The sequence below is a fragment of the Streptomyces sp. NPDC012466 genome, assembly GCF_042955215.1.
Classification (GTDB): domain Bacteria; phylum Actinomycetota; class Actinomycetes; order Streptomycetales; family Streptomycetaceae; genus Streptomyces.
Window position 1 is genome coordinate 67,800 of record NZ_JBIBEQ010000005.1, and the last position, 16,214, is coordinate 84,013.

A 16,214-nucleotide genomic window follows, 5' to 3' on the forward strand; every position below is an offset into this window, starting at 1 on the left:
GAGTTCAGGTTAACCCCGGACGCGGGGCGGGGTCACTCCGAGGCGGGCGGTTGGAGGTCACTTCGGGGCAGGCGCTTCGCAGACCGCCACACCCCGTTCCCAGATGCTGCCCAGGATCAGGTGCCCGCCCGCTTCGCAGACGCTGGTGGGCATGCGGTAGCCGGAGCGGCGGCGGGTGAGGTGGTGGACGACGCTGCCCTGGTCGTCGAAGGCCTGGACGGCGATGGTGCCGGTGGGACGGAACGGGGCGCGCACGGCCACGCGGGCGGCGGCGGCGCGGACGCCGGGCGCGCCGCGGTGCAGCAGGTCGAGGGCAGGGACGCGGGGTCCGGCGAGCGCGACCCAGATCGGTCCGCCGGGCGTGCCGCGCCAGAGGTTGTCGGGCATGCCCGGGAGGTTCTCGGCGAACGGCTCGCTCCGCCCGGCCTCCGGCCCGGTGAGCCAGTGGCGCAGGAGCCGGCGGGCGCCGGTCTCGGCGACGACGAGGAAGGACTCGTCCGCGCCGACGGCGATGCCGTTGGCGAACTGGAGGCCGTCCAGCACCACTTCGGGGGTGTCACCACCGGGGGCGAGCCGCAGCAGCCGGCCCGTTCCGGTGTGTTCGACGATGTCGCCGATCCAGTGCTCCAGGGGGTACCGGCGGCTGGAGACCGTGAAGTAGACGCTGCCGTCGGAGAGGGCCACGGAGTTGCTGCAGAAGCGCAGCGGCTCCCCCGCCACCGAGTCGGCGAGGATCCGGACCGTGCCGTCACCGGTGTCGACGCGCAGCAGGCCGCGTTCCGCGTCGCACACCAGCAGGTCGCCGTCCGGGAGGAGTTCGAGGCCGAGCGGCCTGCCGCCGGTTTCGGCGATCACCTCGACGCGGGCCGCGACCGGGTCGGCGAGGGCGTCGAGTCGCAGGATGCGGCCGTCCGCGACGCCGGTGAGGACGCGGCCGCGCGGGTCGGCCACCACGTCCTCGGGGCCGTGGCCCACCGCGACGTAGTGGCGGGGAACGAGTGCCGTGGGACGGTCCATCGCGCGCGTGTCCTTCGCCTTGGGAGGGATACCGCCGTACCGGGTCGCCTACCAGCCCTTTTCAAACATCCGGGCCACCTCGGCGATGCGCATGTCGTCGCGGTGGTAGCGCACACGGCCCGCCGACCTGCTGGTGCGCAGCATGCCGGTGGCCTCCAGCAGACGAAGATGGGTGACGGCGACGGGGCGCGGTATCGAGAACCGCTCGGCGACGGCGTCCGCGGTGACACCGTCGGCCGCGCGGCCGGGTTCCTTCAGCCAGGCCAGGATGCGGAGCCGCGTCTCGTCCGTGGGAGTCCTCAGCATGTCGTGCCCCTGCCTCGCGGCTTCGTCCTCTCACCTCGTCTTCCCACTCTCTCGCAGCCGAAGCGGTCGCGTCCGGCACTCGGCATGGTTGACCGATACCGAACTGCCGTGGCGCAGAGCGGAGTTCGAACGCGGATGCGACCCGAGGGGAGGGGCCCGGAGAGCGGGATCCTCCCCGTGCGGTCAGCGGTGGCGGAACCAGGACATCGAGGAGAGCGCCCGGTCGTCGTAGCCGAACAGCGCCTGGTTCTCCCAGGCGTTGCCGGAGGCCGCGTCGGTCGGGTCCCAGCCGTTGCCGGCCACCGCGGTCCAGGTCGCCTCCCAGTAGAAGATGCCGAGGCCCCGGCCGTTCGGGACGGCTTCCACGATGCTCGCCATGTCGTTCATCCACCGGGTCTGGCCGGCCACGGTCGCCGGGTAGCCGGGGACCAGTTCGTCGCCGGTGTTGATGATGTTCTCGTGCGCGTCCTCGCTGTCGAGGCGGAACGGGTAGGCGGTCTCGGCGACGAAGACCGGCTTGCCGTAGCGGGTGGCCGCGTCGTCGAGGGTCGTCTGGAAGTCGGCCAGGGTGCCGTGCCAGTAGCCGTAGAACGACAGGCCGATGGCGTCGAACTTCACCCCGGCTGAGCGTGCGCTGTCGAACCACCAGCGGGTGCCCTCCAGATCGCCGCCCTCGGCGAGGTGCAGGGCCACGGTGGTGGCGGAGTCGACCGCCTTGACCGCGTCGTAGCCGGAGTTGAGCAGACCGGCCAGCTGCGTCCAGTGGGAGGTGGATCCCTCGTTCCAGAGCATGCCGCCGTTGATCTCGTTGCCGACCTGGACCATGTCGGCGGTGGTGCCCTGCGCCTTCAGGGCGTTCAGCACGTCGTACGTGTGGTGGTACACGTCCGTCTTCAGTTGACCGTAGGAGTGTCCGGCCCAGGCGGCGGGCTTGTCCTGGCGTCCCGGGTCGGCCCAGAAGTCCGAGTAGTGGAAGTCGACCAGCAGCTTCATGCCCTGGGCCTTGACCCGCTTGGCCGTGGCCAGGACGCGGGCCTTGTTGTTGTAGCCGTCGGCCGGGTTCACCCAGACCTTGAGGCGCGCGTAGTTCATGCCGTTCGACCTGAGGACGGCCAGGGGATCGCCGGCGGTGCCCGAGCTGTCGCGGTAGACGCCGCCCTTGGCCTCGCTCTTGGCCAGGGACGAGATGTCGGCACCCTTGATCGACGTACCGGACGTGCCGGACGTGAAGGTCAGGTCGTCGACATTGATCCAGTTGCCCGCGTTCGCGTCACTGCTGATGCTGATCGTGCACTGGTTGCCGGTCACACGGACCGGCACGACGATCCGGATCCACCCACTGGCCGAGACCGGCAGGTCGGTGCGCTGCTCGGCGCCGCCGCAGTTCTTCAGCGCCATGTAGGCGGACTTCTGCCCGCCGCCGGAGCGCACCCAGGCGGTGAGCTTGTAGTTCCCGTCGGTGAGTCCGGACAGGTACTGGTACGTCTCCACCTTGTAGGCCGACGAGGCCCAGTGGCTGAGGCGGTGGCTGCCGCCGTGGCCGCCGGACTCGGTGAACGAGGCGCCGGTGTCGCCGTACTCGGACCAGCCGCTCGGGGTCGCGGCGCCCGCGCCGCCGGCTTCGAAACCGCCGTTGGTCAGCGTGCTCGCGGCGTGTGCCGAGGTGGCGGGCAGGGCGGTGAGGGCGAGGCCCGCGGCGAGCGGGATCAGCAGGGCCCTGAGGGTGCGTCTGGGATGGAACATCGTCGTCCGTCGTCCCTTCGACGTGGGGTTGGGGAGTGCCTCTCACCCGGGGGCAGGTGAGGGCCCTCCGCCCGCGGCTCGTGGCTCGCGCGGGCGGAGGGAGTCGGTTCAGCCGTCGAGCCGGACGACCCGGACGGCTCCGGCCGGGACCGCCAGGCGGCCGGCGGCGCGTTCACCGGTCAGCAGCTCGGTGCCCGGGGTCTCCAGGGGCACCTTGGCGTCCGAGCCGGTGTGGTTGACGGCGAACAGGTAGGTGCCCGACTCGCCGGTGCGGCGGACCACTTCGACGTCACGGGGCAGTTCGGCGCGCGGACCGAGCCGCGCGTCCTCGCTCGCCCGGCCGAGCAGTGTGTCGAGGCCGTCGGCACCCAGCCGGGTGGAGACGTACCAGGCGGTGCCCTCGCCGAGGCGGTGCCGGGTCACCGCCGGCCGGCCGGCGGTGAGGCCGTCGGCGTAGGTAAGGACGGTCTCGGCACCGCGCGGCACCACGAACTCCGTCCACACGTCGGCGGACAGCTCGGTTCCGTCGGGGCCGGTGACGCGCACCCGTTCGCCGGGCAGCAGCGGCGAGAACTCCTCGACGGTGAGGCCGAGGACGTCCCGTAGCGGGCCCGGGTAGGCGCCCTCGTGGACGGCGTCGTGCTCGTCGACGATGCCGGAGAAGCAGGAGACGACCAGCGTGCCGCCGTTCTCGACGTACGAGGTCAGGTTGCGTCCGGCCGTCTCCGTCATCAGGTACAGGGCCGGTACGACGACAAGGGGGTACGTCGACAGGTCGGCTTCGGGGTGGGCGAAGTCGACGGTGAGGTGGCGGTCGTACAGGGCCTCGTAGAAGGAGTCGGCGCGCTCGCGGGCGTCGTGGTCGACGCTGGGGCGCCAGTCGAGGGTCTGCGCCCACCAGGAGTGCCAGTCCCACAGCACGGCCACGTCGGCCTGCGTGCGGGTGCCGCGGATCTCGCCCAACGCCTCGAGGGACGCGCCGAGTTCGACGACCTCGCGCCACACCCGGGTGTCGGTGCCGCCGTGCGGGACCATCGCCGAGTGGAACTTCTCGGCGCCGCTCCGGGACTGGCGCCACTGGAAGAACAGGGCGCCCTCGGAGCCGCGGGCCACGTGCGCGAGGGAGTTGCGGGCCATCTGGCCGGGGGCCTTGGCGGGGTTGCGCGGTTGCCAGTTGACGCCCGAGGTGGAGTGCTCCAGCAGCAGCCAGGGCGCGCCGCCCGCGACGGAACGGGTGAGGTCCGCGGCCATGGCCAGGTTGACGTGGGTGCGGCGGCCGTCGGTGATCAGGTAGTGGTCGTTGGTGACGAGGTCGACCTCGCGGCCCCAGGCCCAGTAGTCGACCGAGTCGCACTGGCTCAGCGCCGTCATGAAGTTGGTGGTGACCGGGACGCCCGGCGAGAGGCGGTGCAGGATGTCCCGCTCGCTGACGAAGTTCTCGCGCATGGTGGCGTCGGCGAACCGCTTGTAGTCCAGCGCCTGGCCCGGGTTGACGGCTGCCGGAGTGAGCCGGGGCGGGTTGATGTCCTCGAAGTCACCGTAGCGCTGGCCCCAGAAGGCGGTGCCCCAGGCCTCGTTGACCGCGTCGACCGTGCCGTACGTGGTCGCGAGCCAGCGGCGGAAGTGGGCGGCGCAGGAGTCGCAGTAGCAGGCCGATACGGGAACGCCGTACTCGTTGTGCACGTGCCACATCGCGAGGGCCGGGTGGTCGCCGTAACGCTCGGCGAGCTTCCGCGTGATGGAGGCCGCGGCCGCGCGGTAGTCGGCGTTGCTGTGGCAGATGGCCGCGCGGGAACCGAACGCGTAGCGCACGCCCTCGGCGGTCACGGGCAGTGCTTCGGGGTGGGCCCGGTAGAACCAGACGGGCGGCACGACGGTGGGGGTGCCGAGGTCGACGCGGATGCCGTGCTCGTGCAGCAGGTCCAGGAGCCGGTCCATCCAGCCGAAGTCGTACCTGCCCGGTGAGGGCTCCAGCAGCGCCCAGGAGAAGATCCCGACGCTCACCAGGGTGACGCCGGCCTCCCGCATCAGCCGGACGTCCTCCTGCCAGACGCTTTCCGGCCACTGCTCGGGGTTGTAGTCCCCACCGAAGGCGAGCCTGGTGAGGCCCCTGGGGGTGGTCTCCGGCATGGATGGTCTCCCGGTCGATCGATCAAATGGGAACGTGCACACACGTCGAGGCGGTGCGGAGCCCAACATAACCGCACAGCAACAACCATTGACAAGTGTCCTGGATGTTTCTCTACTGTGAACGCTCACAGAAGCATGGCAGGGTCCCCGCAGCAGGCGAGGACCCCAGGTCAGGGGAGAGATCCATGCCGTACACGAAGCGCCGCCGCCTCGTGACAACCGCCGTCGTCGTCGCGCTCGGCGCCACCAGCCTCGCCGCCTGCGGCTCCGAGAACGGGGACAGCGAGACCGAGTCGGGACCGGTCTCGCTGACCTACTGGACCTGGACGCCCGGCATGGACAAGGTCGTGGACCTGTGGAACAAGGGGCCGGGCAAGAAGGACCGGATCACCGTCACGGTGAAGAAGCAGGCGTCCGGCGACACGCTCATCACCAAGATCCTCACCGCGCACAAGGCGGGCAAGGCGCCCGACCTGGTGCAGGCCGAGTACCAGGCACTGCCCACCCTGGTCAGCAACGACGCGCTCGCGGACATCTCCGGGGAGGTGGGTGACGCGAAGGGCAGCTTCGCCGACGGTGTCTGGCAGCAGACGACGCTGGGCACGGACGCGGTCTACGCGGTCCCGCAGGACATCGGGCCGATGATGTTCTACTACCGCGCGGACCTGTTCAAGAAGTACGGCCTCTCCGTGCCTGCGACCTGGGACGAGTTCGCGCAGACGGCCCGCGAGCTGAAGAAGGCGGCTCCGCAGAAGGACCTGACGACCTTCTCCGCGAACGACTCCGGTCTCTTCGCCGGCCTCGCCCAGCAGGCGGGCGCGAAGTGGTGGACGACCTCCGGCGACCGGTGGAAGGTCTCCATCAACGACGCGGCGACGCAGAAGGTCGCGAAGTTCTGGGGCGGCCTGGTGAAGGAGGGCGCCATCGACAACCAGCCGATGTACACCCCGGCCTGGAACAAGGCGCTCAACACCGGCAAGCAGATCGCCTGGGTCAGCGCCGTGTGGGCACCGGGCACGCTCACCACCGCCGCGCCCGACACCAAGGGCAAGTGGGCCATGGCCCCGCTCCCCCAGTGGTCCGCGAGCGAGAACCGCACCGGCAGCTGGGGCGGCTCCTCCACCGGCGTCACCACCGACTCCGAGCACCGGGAGGCCGCCGCCGAGTTCGCCGCCTGGCTCAACACCGACGGCGAGGCCCTGAACGCGCTGGCCAAGGAGAGCGGCATCTACCCGGCCGCCACCAACGCCCAGACCAGCGGCGCCTTCCTCGAGCCGCCGGCCTACTTCTCGCACCAGGCCGATTTCTACACCAAGGCCGCCGGCATCGCGAAGACCACCGCGCCCTCCGCCTGGGGCCCGAACGTCAACGTCGCCTACACGGCCTTCAAGGACGCCTTCGGCGCCGCCGCGAAGAACAAGTCCGACTTCGTCTCCGCTCTGAACACGATGCAGGACGCCACCGTCGCCGACATGAAGAAGCAGGGCTTCGGGGTCGCTCGGTGAAAGGCACGGCACGCCGGCGGTCGTACGGGGTCGAGGGGGCCCCGTACGCCCACCCGTCTCCCACCACCCTCAAACGAGCGCGAAGCGCCCCCTATTTCTTCCTCCTCCCCGCGACGATCTTGTTCGCCCTGTTCTTCGCCCTCCCCATCGGCTACGCGCTGTGGCTCAGCTTCCGCAAGGTGAAGGTCTCCGGCCTGGGCCTCGGCTCCGGCGCCCGCAAGGAGGTCTGGGCCGGTCTGGAGAACTACACCGACGCCCTCTCCGACAGCGAACTGCTGCACGGCGCCCTGCGGGTGCTCGGCTACGGGTGCGTCGTCGTGCCCGTCATGCTCGGCCTGGCCCTGCTGTTCGCGCTGATGCTCGACTCGGAGAAGGTGCGGCTCGCACCCGTCACGCGGCTCGCGATCTTCCTGCCGTACGCCATCCCCGGTGTGGTGGCGGCGCTGCTGTGGGGCTTTCTCTACCTGCCGGACGTCAGCCCCTTCTACTTCGTCCTCGACAAGCTCGGGATGCCGCAGCCGGACCTGCTGGACGGCGGGCCGCTGTACCTGGCCCTGTCCAACATCGCGGTCTGGGGCGGCACCGGCTTCAACATGATCGTCATCTACACCTCGCTGCGGGCGATCCCGGCGGAGGTGTACGAGGCGGCGAAGCTGGACGGCGCCACCCCACGCCAGATCGCGCTGCGGATCAAGATCCCGATGGTGGCGCCCTCACTGGTGCTGACCTTCTTCTTCTCGATCATCGCGACGCTCCAGGTGTTCAACGAGCCGACCACCCTCAAGCCGCTCACCAACTCCGTGTCCACCACGTGGAGTCCGCTGATGAAGGTGTACCGGGACGCCTTCGGCGAAGGTGACATCCACGGAGCCGCGGCGCAGGCCGTGATCATCGCCTTCGCCACACTCCTCCTCTCCTTCGGCTTCCTGCGGGCCGCGAACCGTCGTCAGAAGCAGGAGGCCGCCCGATGAGCTCCCTCGCCGTCCCCCAGGCCGAGCCGGTGGCGGGCAGCACGCCCGGCACCACCCAGGACCGCCCGCCGCTGCGCCGAAGGATCGCCCTGATCCCGACGATCACGCTGCTGCTCGGCGCGCTCTACTGTCTGCTGCCGGTCGCCTGGGTGGTCATCGCCGCCACCAAGTCCGGGCGCGAGCTGTTCTCCACCTTCACGTTCCTGCCGGGCACGGGCTTCGCCGGCAACCTCCGGGACCTCAACGCCTACCGCGACGGCGTCTACTGGCAGTGGATGGGCAACTCCGCGCTGTACGCCGGTCTCGGGGCCCTGCTGTCGACGTGTGTGTCGGCGGTGAGCGGCTACGCGCTCGCGATCTACCGCTTCCGGGGCCGCGAGACGCTCTTCAACGTGCTGCTCGCGGGGGTGCTGATGCCGCCGGTGATCCTCGCCGTCCCGCAGTACCTGCTGCTGGCGAAGGCCGACCTCACCGACTCCTACCTGTCCGTCCTGCTGCCGCAGATCCTCTCCCCCTACGGCGTCTACCTCGCGCGGATCTACGCCGCCGCCGCGGTGCCCTCGGACGTGGTCGAGGCGGGACGCATGGACGGGGCGGGCGAGGGGCGGATCTTCACACGCATCGCGCTGCCGATGATGATCCCCGGGATGGTGACGGTGTTCCTGTTCCAGTTCGTGGCGATCTGGAACAACTTCCTGCTCCCGTACATCATGCTCAGCGACGACGAGAAGTTCCCGATCACGCTCGGCCTGTTCACCTTGCTGGAGCAGGGCGCCAACACCCCGGCCCTGTACACCCTGGTGATCACGGGCGCGCTCCTCGCGGTGCTCCCGCTGGTCGCCCTCTTCCTGGTCATCCAGCGGTTCTGGAGTCTGGATCTGCTCTCGGGAGCCGTAAAGTCGTGACCATGAACGCTGCGGGAGGCAGGCGCAGGCCGCCCACGATCCATGATGTGGCGCGCGAGGCGGGAGTATCGCGCGGCACCGTCTCGCGCGTGCTCAACGGCGGCCACTACGTCAGTCCGGCCGCCCAGGAGGCGGTCAACGCGGCCATCCGCAGAACGGGTTACGTGGTCAACCGGCACGCCCGCTCCCTGATCACCGGACGCTCCGACTCGGTCGGTTTCCTGCTCACGGAGCCGCAGGAGCGGTTCTTCGAGGACCCCAACTTCAATGTGCTGCTGCGCGGGTGCACCCAGGCGCTCGCCGCCCACGACATTCCGCTGCTGATGATGCTGGCGGGCACCGAGGACGAACGGCGGCGGATCACGCGCTACATCACCGCCGGACATGTCGACGGGGTGCTGCTGGTCTCCAGCCACTCCGGTGATCCGGTCGCCGAGCGGTTGCGCGAGGCGGGGGTGCCGCTGGTCGCGTGCGGGAAGCCGATCGGGCTGGCGTCCAAGGTGAGTTACGTGGCCGCCGACGACCGTGACGGGGCACGCGACATGGTGCGCCACCTTCTGTCGCTCGGACGGCGGCGGGTGGGCACGGTGACCGGCCCGCTGGACACTCCCGGTGGTGTCGAGCGGCTCGCCGGCTACAAGGAGGTGCTCGCGGAGGCGGGCCTGGAGTTCGACGAGCGGCTGGTCGTCTCCGGCGACTACAGCCGGGCGAGCGGCGAGGCGGGCGCCGAGCGGCTGCTGGCGCAGGCCCCGGACATCGACGCCGTGTTCGTGGCGTCCGACCTCATGGCGCAGGGCGTGCTCGCGGTCCTGCAGCGGGCCGGGCGGCGGGTGCCGCAGGACGTGGCGGTCGGCGGCTTCGACGACTCTCCGGCCGCCGTGGCCACCAGCCCCGAGCTGACGACCATCCGGCAGCCCTGGGACCGCATCAGCGCCGAGATGGTGCGGGTGCTGCTCGCGCAGATCGGGGGCGAGGACCCGGCGGCGGTGATCCTGCCGACGGAACTGGTGACGCGGGAGTCGACCTAGAAGTGCGAAGGCCCGCCCGGGCCCCGTACTGCATGCACGGTCATTGAACCGGGCACCGGTGTTACCGTTCCCGTATGGCGTCGAAACCGGCTGGTGGGCAGCTCGAGGAGCGGTGGCGCGACATTCTGTCGGCGCATGCGCGCACGATGTGCGAGATCGACCGCGCGCTGCATCCGCACGGTCTCGGCGCGTCCGATTTCGAGGTCCTGGACATGCTCGCGACCTCGGCGCCCGAGGAGGGCGAGCAGTGCCGGGTGCAGAACCTCGTGGGGCGGGTCCACCTCAGCCAGAGCGCGCTGTCGCGGCTTATCGCCCGGCTGGAGAAGGACGGGCTGGTGACACGGTCGGTGTGCGCGGAGGACCGGCGGGGCGTGTGGGTCTCCCTGACGTCCAAGGGCCGTGACCTGCACGCCGAGGTGCTGCCCCTGCAACGGGCGGCACTGGCCCGGACGCTGGGCGGCTGAGCCGCCCGGCCCGGGCCGGTCGCCTCGCTAACGTGCCAGCAGGGTGCGCACTCCCTCCGAGGTGAGGGTCAGGCGGTGCTCCGAGCTGCCGTCGATGGTGAGCGACAGGTCGTCGGCCGGCCACTGCGCGGCGAGGGCGCCGAGCGGCACCAGGCGGTAGCGGGAGACGAACGGCAGCAGCCCGGCCATCTCCATCTCGGAGGTGAACACGGGCACCACCGGTTCGCCGCCCGGCTGCTCCAGCACCGGCAGTGCCACTGCCGTGGGATGGGCGTCGGCGTCGCCCGCGTCGTCGGGCACGGGGATGAGCACGTCGCTGTTGGCGAGCGCGTCCAGAGCCGCCGCGTCCTCGGTGTTCTCGGCGAGGACGTCCAGAGCCCGCTGGGCGGGCGTGGGCGTGGGGTCGTTTGCAGGTGTCTCCATGGCAGATTCCCTGGTAGCGGCGGTCGTGCGGCCAACCCGGGGGCAAGATCCGCCCCGGGTGCGGTCCTGCTCGCGTACCCGAACGGGCACGGGGCAACCCTGGTGGGCCTCCGGGTTTCGTGGGGGCGCGGGGGAGATCTCATGAGGGCCGGGGGCACGGGGGCCGGCGAAGGATGTTGACGCGTCTGATGTTACCGGTAACATCACTCATCTGATCGTGACATACGCGCCCCAGCCCTCCGCCCGCCCACAGGGTGGCCCGTCCTCCGGAGTCCGCGTGATCGAAGAGCGCGTCGCCCGTCCCTCCCCCGCACCGCCCGGCCCCGTGTTCAGCAGGGCCGCCGTGGTCGCCTCCTGCGTGGGCTTCGTGCTCATCGGGGCGTTGCAGGCCCTGTACGGGCCGGCGATCCCGGCGTTCCGTGCGGAGTTCGGTCTGTCGCCCTCCGCCGCGGGGCTGGGGCTGAGCGCGCACTTCGTCGGTGGTGTGGCCGGCGTGCTGCTGTTCGACCGGCTCTACCTGCGGGTCGGCAACCGGCGGATCCTCGGCAGTTCGTATCTGCTGATGGCCGTCGGCGCGGCCGGTTTCGCGCTGGCCCCCGACTGGCCCACCGCCCTGGTCGCGGCCCTGCTCGCCGGGTTCGGCTTCGGCGGCATCGACTACGGCCTCAACCAGCTGTTCGCCGTGGGCTTCGGCCACCGTTCGACCGCGATGCTGAACATCCTCAACGCGCACTTCGGGATCGGCGCCATCCTCGGCCCCGCCGTGATCGGCGCGGTCGGCTCCGAGCACTATCCGGCCGTCTTCCTCGTCTTCGCCCTCGCCAACCTGCCGTTGCTGCTGTGCCTGCGAGGCGTACGGAACCAGGTTCCCGACCCGGCGGGGGAACGGGCCGGCGGCGGCCCCGTCCTCGGGCGCAGCCTCGGTTCCGTGCTCGCCGTGTTCGTCGTCCTCTACGTGCTGCACGTCGGGATCGAGGCCGGTGTCGGCGGCTGGGAGCCCACGCACCTGGAGACCGTCGGCTACGGCGCGGGTGTCGCCGCCACCGCCACCTCCGTGTACTGGCTGATGATGACGGTCGGCCGCTTCCTGGTCGCCCCGCTCGCCCTGCGGTTCTCCGCCCAGGCCATCATCACCGTCTCCTGCGCGGGCATGACGGTGTGTCTGCTGGCCGCGACCGTCCCGGCCCTCGCGCCCTACGCGTACGCCGGTGTCGGTCTGTTCATCGCGCCGATCTTCCCCACCGGGCTGCCCTGGCTGAACCGGGCCGCCCCGCAGGCACGGCGGGCCGGTGCTCTGGTCATCGCGGCCTCCATGGTCGGCGGTGTGGCCGCGGGACCGGCGCTGGGCAAGGCCATCGAGTGGTCCGGGGTCCGTGCCGTGCCGCTCCTGCTGTGCGGCCTCTCGGCGCTCTGCCTGGCCGCCACGCTCTGGCTGATCCGCGGCACCCGCTCCCGCTGATTCCACTCCCCCTCCCCCTCCAGAAGGGAAGCTCCCGCATGCCCGCTCTGACGACGACGTCCGACGGATTCCTGCTGCACGGCGAGCCGTTCAGGATCATCTCCGGCGCGCTCCACTACTTCCGCGTGCACCCCGGGCTGTGGTCCGACAGGCTGCGCAAGGCCCGGCTGATGGGCCTCAACACGGTGGAGACGTACATCCCCTGGAACCACCACCAGCCCGACCCCGAGGGTCCCCTCGTCCTGGACGGCTTCCACGACCTGCCGCGGTTCCTCCGGCTCGCCCGGGAGGAGGGGCTTCGGGTGCTGCTGCGGCCCGGGCCGTTCATCTGCGCCGAGTGGGACGGCGGCGGCCTGCCCGACTGGCTGGCCTCCGACCCGGACATCCGGCTGCGCACCAGTGACCCCCGCTTCACCGGGGCCGTCGACCGCTACCTCGACCTGCTGCTGCCCGCCCTCCGGCCGCACATGGCGGCGGCGGGCGGTCCCGTCATCGCCGTACAGGTGGAGAACGAGTACGGGGCCTACGGCGACGACAGCGCCTATCTGAAGCACCTCGCCGACGCCTTCCGCTCCCGCGGCGTCGAAGAACTGCTGTTCACCTGCGACCAGGCCGACCCCGAGCACCTGGCGACCGGAAGCCTGCCCGGCGTCCTGACCACCGGCACCTTCGGCAGCCGCGTCGAGCAGTCCCTGGCACGACTGCGCGAGCACCGGCCCGAAGGTCCGCTGTTCTGCGCCGAGTTCTGGATCGGCTGGTTCGACCACTGGGGTGGTCCGCACCATGTGCGGGACGCGGCCGACGCCGCCGCCGACCTGGACCGGCTGCTGTCCGCCGGGGCGTCCGTCAACCTCTACATGTTCCACGGCGGGACCAACTTCGGCTTCACCAACGGCGCCAACCACAAACACACCTACACGCCCACCGTCACGTCCTACGACTACGACGCCGCGCTCACCGAGTGCGGCGACCCCGGGCCGAAGTACCACGCCTTCCGCGAGGTCATCGCCCGCCATGCCACCGTTCCCGACGAGCCCGTCCCCGCACCGGCTCCCAAACTCGCGCCCACCTCCGTCGAGTTGGGCAGCGGGGCGCCTCTGCTGCCGCTGGCCTGCTCACTCGCCGCCCCCGTGCGCACCGACGTGCCCGTCACCATGGACGAGCTCGGGCAGCGCACCGGTTACGCGCTGTACCGCACCACCCTCCCGGCCGGCGGCGACGGCCTGCTGCACTTCGCCCGCGGAGTCGGCGACCGCGCCCAGGTCTTCGTCGACGGCGCGCCCGTCGGCGTGCTGGAGAGCGAACGCCACGACGAGTCGCTGCCCGTGCGGGTGCCGCGGCCCGGTGCGACGCTGGAGGTCCTCGTCGAGAACATGGGCGGCGTCAACTACGGCCCCCGCATCGGCGCGCCCAAGGGCCTGCTCGGACCCGTCTCCTTCAACGGCACGGACCTGACCGGCTGGGACTGCCACCCGCTGCCGCTGGACGACCTGGAGGCGGTACCGTTCGCCCCGGCCTGCGAGGCACCGGTCACCGGGCCGGCCTTCTACCACGGCGCCTTCGACGTCGGCACCCCCGCCGACGCCTTCCTCTCCCTGCCCGGCTGGTCGAAGGGCCAGGCCTGGGTCAACGGCTTCCACCTGGGCCGCTACTGGAACCGCGGCCCGCAGCGCACGCTGTACGTTCCCGCGCCGGTGCTGCGCCCGGGCACCAACGACCTCGTCCTGCTGGAGTTGCACGGCACGACCGCCACCCGCGCCCTGCTCACCGACACCCCCGACCTCGGCCCGGAGAACACCTGGTGACGCACCTCCTGCGCGTTCCCCCGCCCGCCCCTCCGCCGCTGACCGGCCATATTCCCTTCACGGACGCGCCCGGCGTGCCCGACCCGATCGAGGTCACGGGCGGCTGGCTCACCCGGGGCGGCCGCCCCTGGTTCCCGGTCTCCGGCGAGTTCCACTACTCCCGCTACCCGAACGGGCAGTGGGAGGAGGAACTGCTGAAGATGAAGGCGGGCGGAGTGACCGCCGTCGCCTCCTACGTCATCTGGATCCACCACGAGGAGGCCGAGGACCGGGTCCGCTTCGACGGCGACCGCGACCTCAGGCGCTTCGCCGGACTGTGCGCGCGCCACGGCCTGGACTTCGTCCCCCGCATCGGCCCCTGGTCCCACGCGGAGGTACGCAACGGCGGCCTGCCCGACTGGCTCCTGGACCGGACCCGCGCCCCGCGCACCGACGACCCGGCCTATCTGGCGCCCGTACGCACCTGGTTCACGGAGATCGCGCGGCAACTGAGGGGCCTGGAGCGGGCGAGCGGCGGCCCGATCGTCGCGATCCAGATCGAGAACGAGCTCCACGACCGGCCCGGCCATCTGCGCACGCTGAAGCGCCTGGCCCAGGAGGCCGGGCTGAGCGCGCCGCTGTGGACGTCGACCGCCTGGGGCGGGGTCCGGCTCCCGGGCGAGGATCTCCTTCCGCTGTACGGCGGCTATCCGGAGGCGTTCTGGACGGAGGCGGACGGCGGCTGGCCCGACACCTGCCGCAAGCACTTCTTCTTCACCCACGAGCGCGACGACGAGGCCATCGGTCCGGACCTGCGGCCCGCGCGGCGGCCCGGCACCACCGGTGCGGTGGATCGAGTCCCCTGGATCACCTGCGAGTTGGGCGGTGGCATGGCCGTGGCCTACCACCGGCGGCCCCGGGTGGAGGCCGCCGACGTCGGTGCCCTCGGGCTCACCAAGATCGGGTGCGGTTCGGTATGGCAGGGCTACTACATGTTCCACGGCGGCACGAACCCGGCCGGGGAGCTGACCTCCCTGCAGGAGTCGCACGCCACCGGCTACCCCAATGACCTGCCCGTCCTGACCTACGACTTCCAGGCACCGCTCGGCGAGTACGGCCAACTGCGGCCCTCGTACCACGAACTGCGCCTCCAGCATCTGCTGCTGGACGGCTTCGGGCACCGGATCGCGCCCATGCGGTCCGTGCTGCCCGAGCGGACGCCGACCGGACAGCACGACCGGGACACCCTGCGCTGGGCCGTGCGGACCGACGGCACGTCGGGCCTGCTGTTCGTGACCAACCACCAGCCGCACGAGCCGCTGCCCGACCATCCGGACACGGCCTTCACGGTCGACTTCCCGAACGCCTCCCCGCTGACCCTGCCGAGCACTCCCGTCACGGTTCCCTCCGGCGCCTTCTTCTGCTGGCCGCTCCGGCTGGACGTGGCCGGGCTGCGGCTGGAATGGGCGACGGCGCAGCCCGTGTGCACCGTGGAGGCTGACGGCCGTACGGTCCTGGTGCTGGCCGCGACCGACGGCATCGCGCCCGAACTCGCCCTGGACGCCGACACGGTGACGTCCGTCGCCGCTCCGTCCGGGGATATCACGCCGATCGCCGGCCGTGTCCTGGTCAGCGGGGTGCGGCCGGGCACCGACGCCCTGATCGAGGTGGACGCGGCCGAGGGCACGCCCGTCGGCCTGCTGGTCCTGGACGCGGCCACCGCCCGTACCGTCTACCGGGGCCGGGCGTGGGGGGCCGAGCGGCTGGTGCTGTGCGAGGACGGCGTGGTCTTCGACGCGTTCCGTGGCGACGAGGTGCGGGTGCACAGCACGGCGGCCGAGCCGTCGTTCGCGGTGCTGCCCGCGCCGGATGCCGCCCTGGTGGCGGCGGGTGCCCGGGTTCGGCAGGCGGCGGACGGCGTGTTCACGCGCTGCACGATCGAGGCCGGTCCTCTCCCGGACACCACCGCGACCGTCACGTCCGTCAGGCCCGGCGGTCCGGCTCCCGCACCGGTGACCGGCGTGCAGGGCCGGGCGAGCGTGCCGGCCGGGAAGGACGTGGACGCGGCGGCCGCCGAGTACCGGGTCGACGTACCGGAGGACCTGCTGCGGGACCCCTCGGGTGTGCTGCTGCGGCTGCGCTGGACGGGGGACCTGGCACGGGCTTACGCGGGAGACGCTCTGGTCGCCGACCAGTTCTACTCCGGGCGGGTCTGGGACATCGGGCTGGACCGGCTTCCGGTCCAGGCACTGCTCGCGAGGGGCCTGCGGCTGAAGGTGCTGCCGCTGGCCCCGGACGCGGCCGTGCACGTGCCGGGGCAGCCGGGTGACGTGTGGCGGGAGGCCCGGGTGCTGGAGGCCGAGTGGGTGGTCACGCGCCGCTGGACGGTCCGGACCGGCTGACGACCCGGCGGGCGCCACCCCGCCTATGCTGTGCTCCTGCCGGGCGGGTTCAGGACCGCCGGACCGACACCGAGGAA

Annotated in this window: 13 protein-coding genes; 8 read left to right on the forward strand and 5 right to left on the reverse strand. The window is 71.5% G+C overall.

Going from position 1 to position 16,214, the window contains the following annotated elements:
• Window positions 1–57: 57 nt before the first annotated feature.
• The 4 genes from ACFY9E_RS19430 to ACFY9E_RS19445 form a co-directional block, all read right to left on the reverse strand.
• The gene (locus ACFY9E_RS19430; RefSeq protein ID WP_390985325.1) at window positions 58–1,017 is read right to left on the reverse strand and encodes an SMP-30/gluconolactonase/LRE family protein; all 960 of its coding nucleotides are present in this window, start codon (window positions 1,015–1,017) and stop codon (window positions 58–60) included.
• 48 nt (window positions 1,018–1,065) lie between these two features.
• Entirely contained in the window at window positions 1,066–1,323 is a 258-nt protein-coding gene (locus ACFY9E_RS19435; RefSeq protein WP_390985328.1) for a helix-turn-helix domain-containing protein, read from the reverse strand.
• 183 nt (window positions 1,324–1,506) lie between these two features.
• Window positions 1,507–3,066 carry a glycosyl hydrolase 53 family protein gene (locus ACFY9E_RS19440; RefSeq protein WP_390985331.1) on the reverse strand — a complete coding sequence of 520 codons (1,560 nt, stop codon included), beginning with the start codon at window positions 3,064–3,066 and terminating at the stop codon, window positions 1,507–1,509.
• Between the two features lie 108 nt (window positions 3,067–3,174).
• Window positions 3,175–5,196: a beta-galactosidase gene (locus tag ACFY9E_RS19445; RefSeq protein WP_390985334.1), complete on the reverse strand. Its 2,022-nt coding sequence runs from the start codon at window positions 5,194–5,196 to the stop codon at window positions 3,175–3,177.
• Window positions 5,197–5,381: 185 nt separating this feature from the next.
• On the opposite strand from ACFY9E_RS19445, the gene ACFY9E_RS19450 reads away from it, so the two are divergent.
• The 5 genes from ACFY9E_RS19450 to ACFY9E_RS19470 all read left to right on the forward strand — a co-directional run bounded on the left by ACFY9E_RS19450 (window position 5,382) and on the right by ACFY9E_RS19470 (window position 10,069).
• Entirely contained in the window at window positions 5,382–6,701 is a 1,320-nt protein-coding gene (locus tag ACFY9E_RS19450) for an extracellular solute-binding protein (RefSeq protein WP_390985336.1), read from the forward strand.
• Window positions 6,698–7,672: an ABC transporter permease subunit gene (locus tag ACFY9E_RS19455; protein ID WP_390985339.1), complete on the forward strand. Its 975-nt coding sequence runs from the start codon at window positions 6,698–6,700 to the stop codon at window positions 7,670–7,672. The genes ACFY9E_RS19450 and ACFY9E_RS19455 overlap by 4 nt, the downstream gene beginning before the upstream one ends.
• A complete protein-coding gene (locus ACFY9E_RS19460; protein ID WP_390985342.1) occupies window positions 7,669–8,577 on the forward strand; it encodes an ABC transporter permease subunit in 909 nt (302 codons plus the stop codon). The genes ACFY9E_RS19455 and ACFY9E_RS19460 overlap by 4 nt, the downstream gene beginning before the upstream one ends.
• Window positions 8,574–9,605, forward strand: a complete 1,032-nt coding sequence (locus ACFY9E_RS19465) for a substrate-binding domain-containing protein (RefSeq protein WP_390985344.1) — start codon at window positions 8,574–8,576, stop codon at window positions 9,603–9,605. Before ACFY9E_RS19460 ends, ACFY9E_RS19465 begins: the two co-directional genes overlap by 4 nt.
• Window positions 9,606–9,679: 74 nt before the next feature.
• Window positions 9,680–10,069 (forward strand): MarR family transcriptional regulator, encoded by a 390-nt coding sequence (locus ACFY9E_RS19470; protein WP_390985347.1) that lies wholly within the window; start codon window positions 9,680–9,682, stop codon window positions 10,067–10,069.
• A gap of 27 nt (window positions 10,070–10,096) precedes the next feature.
• On the opposite strand, the gene ACFY9E_RS19475 is transcribed toward ACFY9E_RS19470, so the two are convergent.
• The gene (locus ACFY9E_RS19475) at window positions 10,097–10,492 is read right to left on the reverse strand and encodes an SseB family protein (protein ID WP_390985349.1); all 396 of its coding nucleotides are present in this window, start codon (window positions 10,490–10,492) and stop codon (window positions 10,097–10,099) included.
• Between the two features lie 325 nt (window positions 10,493–10,817).
• Here ACFY9E_RS19475 and ACFY9E_RS19480 point away from each other — a divergent pair, with 325 nt between their 5' ends.
• Genes ACFY9E_RS19480 through ACFY9E_RS19490 form a run of 3 tightly spaced genes read left to right on the forward strand, consistent with a single transcriptional unit; the run spans window position 10,818 to window position 16,137 of the window.
• Complete coding sequence (locus ACFY9E_RS19480; protein WP_390986581.1) at window positions 10,818–11,951, forward strand: MFS transporter; 1,134 nt, start codon at window positions 10,818–10,820, stop codon at window positions 11,949–11,951.
• A 38-nt stretch (window positions 11,952–11,989) separates the two neighbouring features.
• The gene (locus ACFY9E_RS19485; protein ID WP_390985351.1) at window positions 11,990–13,756 is read left to right on the forward strand and encodes a beta-galactosidase; all 1,767 of its coding nucleotides are present in this window, start codon (window positions 11,990–11,992) and stop codon (window positions 13,754–13,756) included.
• Window positions 13,750–16,137: a beta-galactosidase gene (locus ACFY9E_RS19490; protein ID WP_390986584.1), complete on the forward strand. Its 2,388-nt coding sequence runs from the start codon at window positions 13,750–13,752 to the stop codon at window positions 16,135–16,137. Before ACFY9E_RS19485 ends, ACFY9E_RS19490 begins: the two co-directional genes overlap by 7 nt.
• Window positions 16,138–16,214: the final 77 nt, after the last annotated feature.

Bases quoted from the DNA above. Each gene is read 5' to 3' on its own strand.
- ACFY9E_RS19430 (WP_390985325.1), bottom strand. From the start codon at position 1,017: ATGGACCGTCCCACGGCACTCGTTCCCCGCCACTACGTCGCGGTGGGC.
- ACFY9E_RS19435 (WP_390985328.1), bottom strand. From the start codon at position 1,323: ATGCTGAGGACTCCCACGGACGAGACGCGGCTCCGCATCCTGGCCTGG.
- ACFY9E_RS19440 (WP_390985331.1), bottom strand. From the start codon at position 3,066: ATGTTCCATCCCAGACGCACCCTCAGGGCCCTGCTGATCCCGCTCGCC.
- ACFY9E_RS19445 (WP_390985334.1), bottom strand. From the start codon at position 5,196: ATGCCGGAGACCACCCCCAGGGGCCTCACCAGGCTCGCCTTCGGTGGG.
- ACFY9E_RS19450 (WP_390985336.1), top strand. From the start codon at position 5,382: ATGCCGTACACGAAGCGCCGCCGCCTCGTGACAACCGCCGTCGTCGTC.
- ACFY9E_RS19460 (WP_390985342.1), top strand. From the start codon at position 7,669: ATGAGCTCCCTCGCCGTCCCCCAGGCCGAGCCGGTGGCGGGCAGCACG.
- ACFY9E_RS19470 (WP_390985347.1), top strand. From the start codon at position 9,680: ATGGCGTCGAAACCGGCTGGTGGGCAGCTCGAGGAGCGGTGGCGCGAC.
- ACFY9E_RS19475 (WP_390985349.1), bottom strand. From the start codon at position 10,492: ATGGAGACACCTGCAAACGACCCCACGCCCACGCCCGCCCAGCGGGCT.
- ACFY9E_RS19485 (WP_390985351.1), top strand. From the start codon at position 11,990: ATGCCCGCTCTGACGACGACGTCCGACGGATTCCTGCTGCACGGCGAG.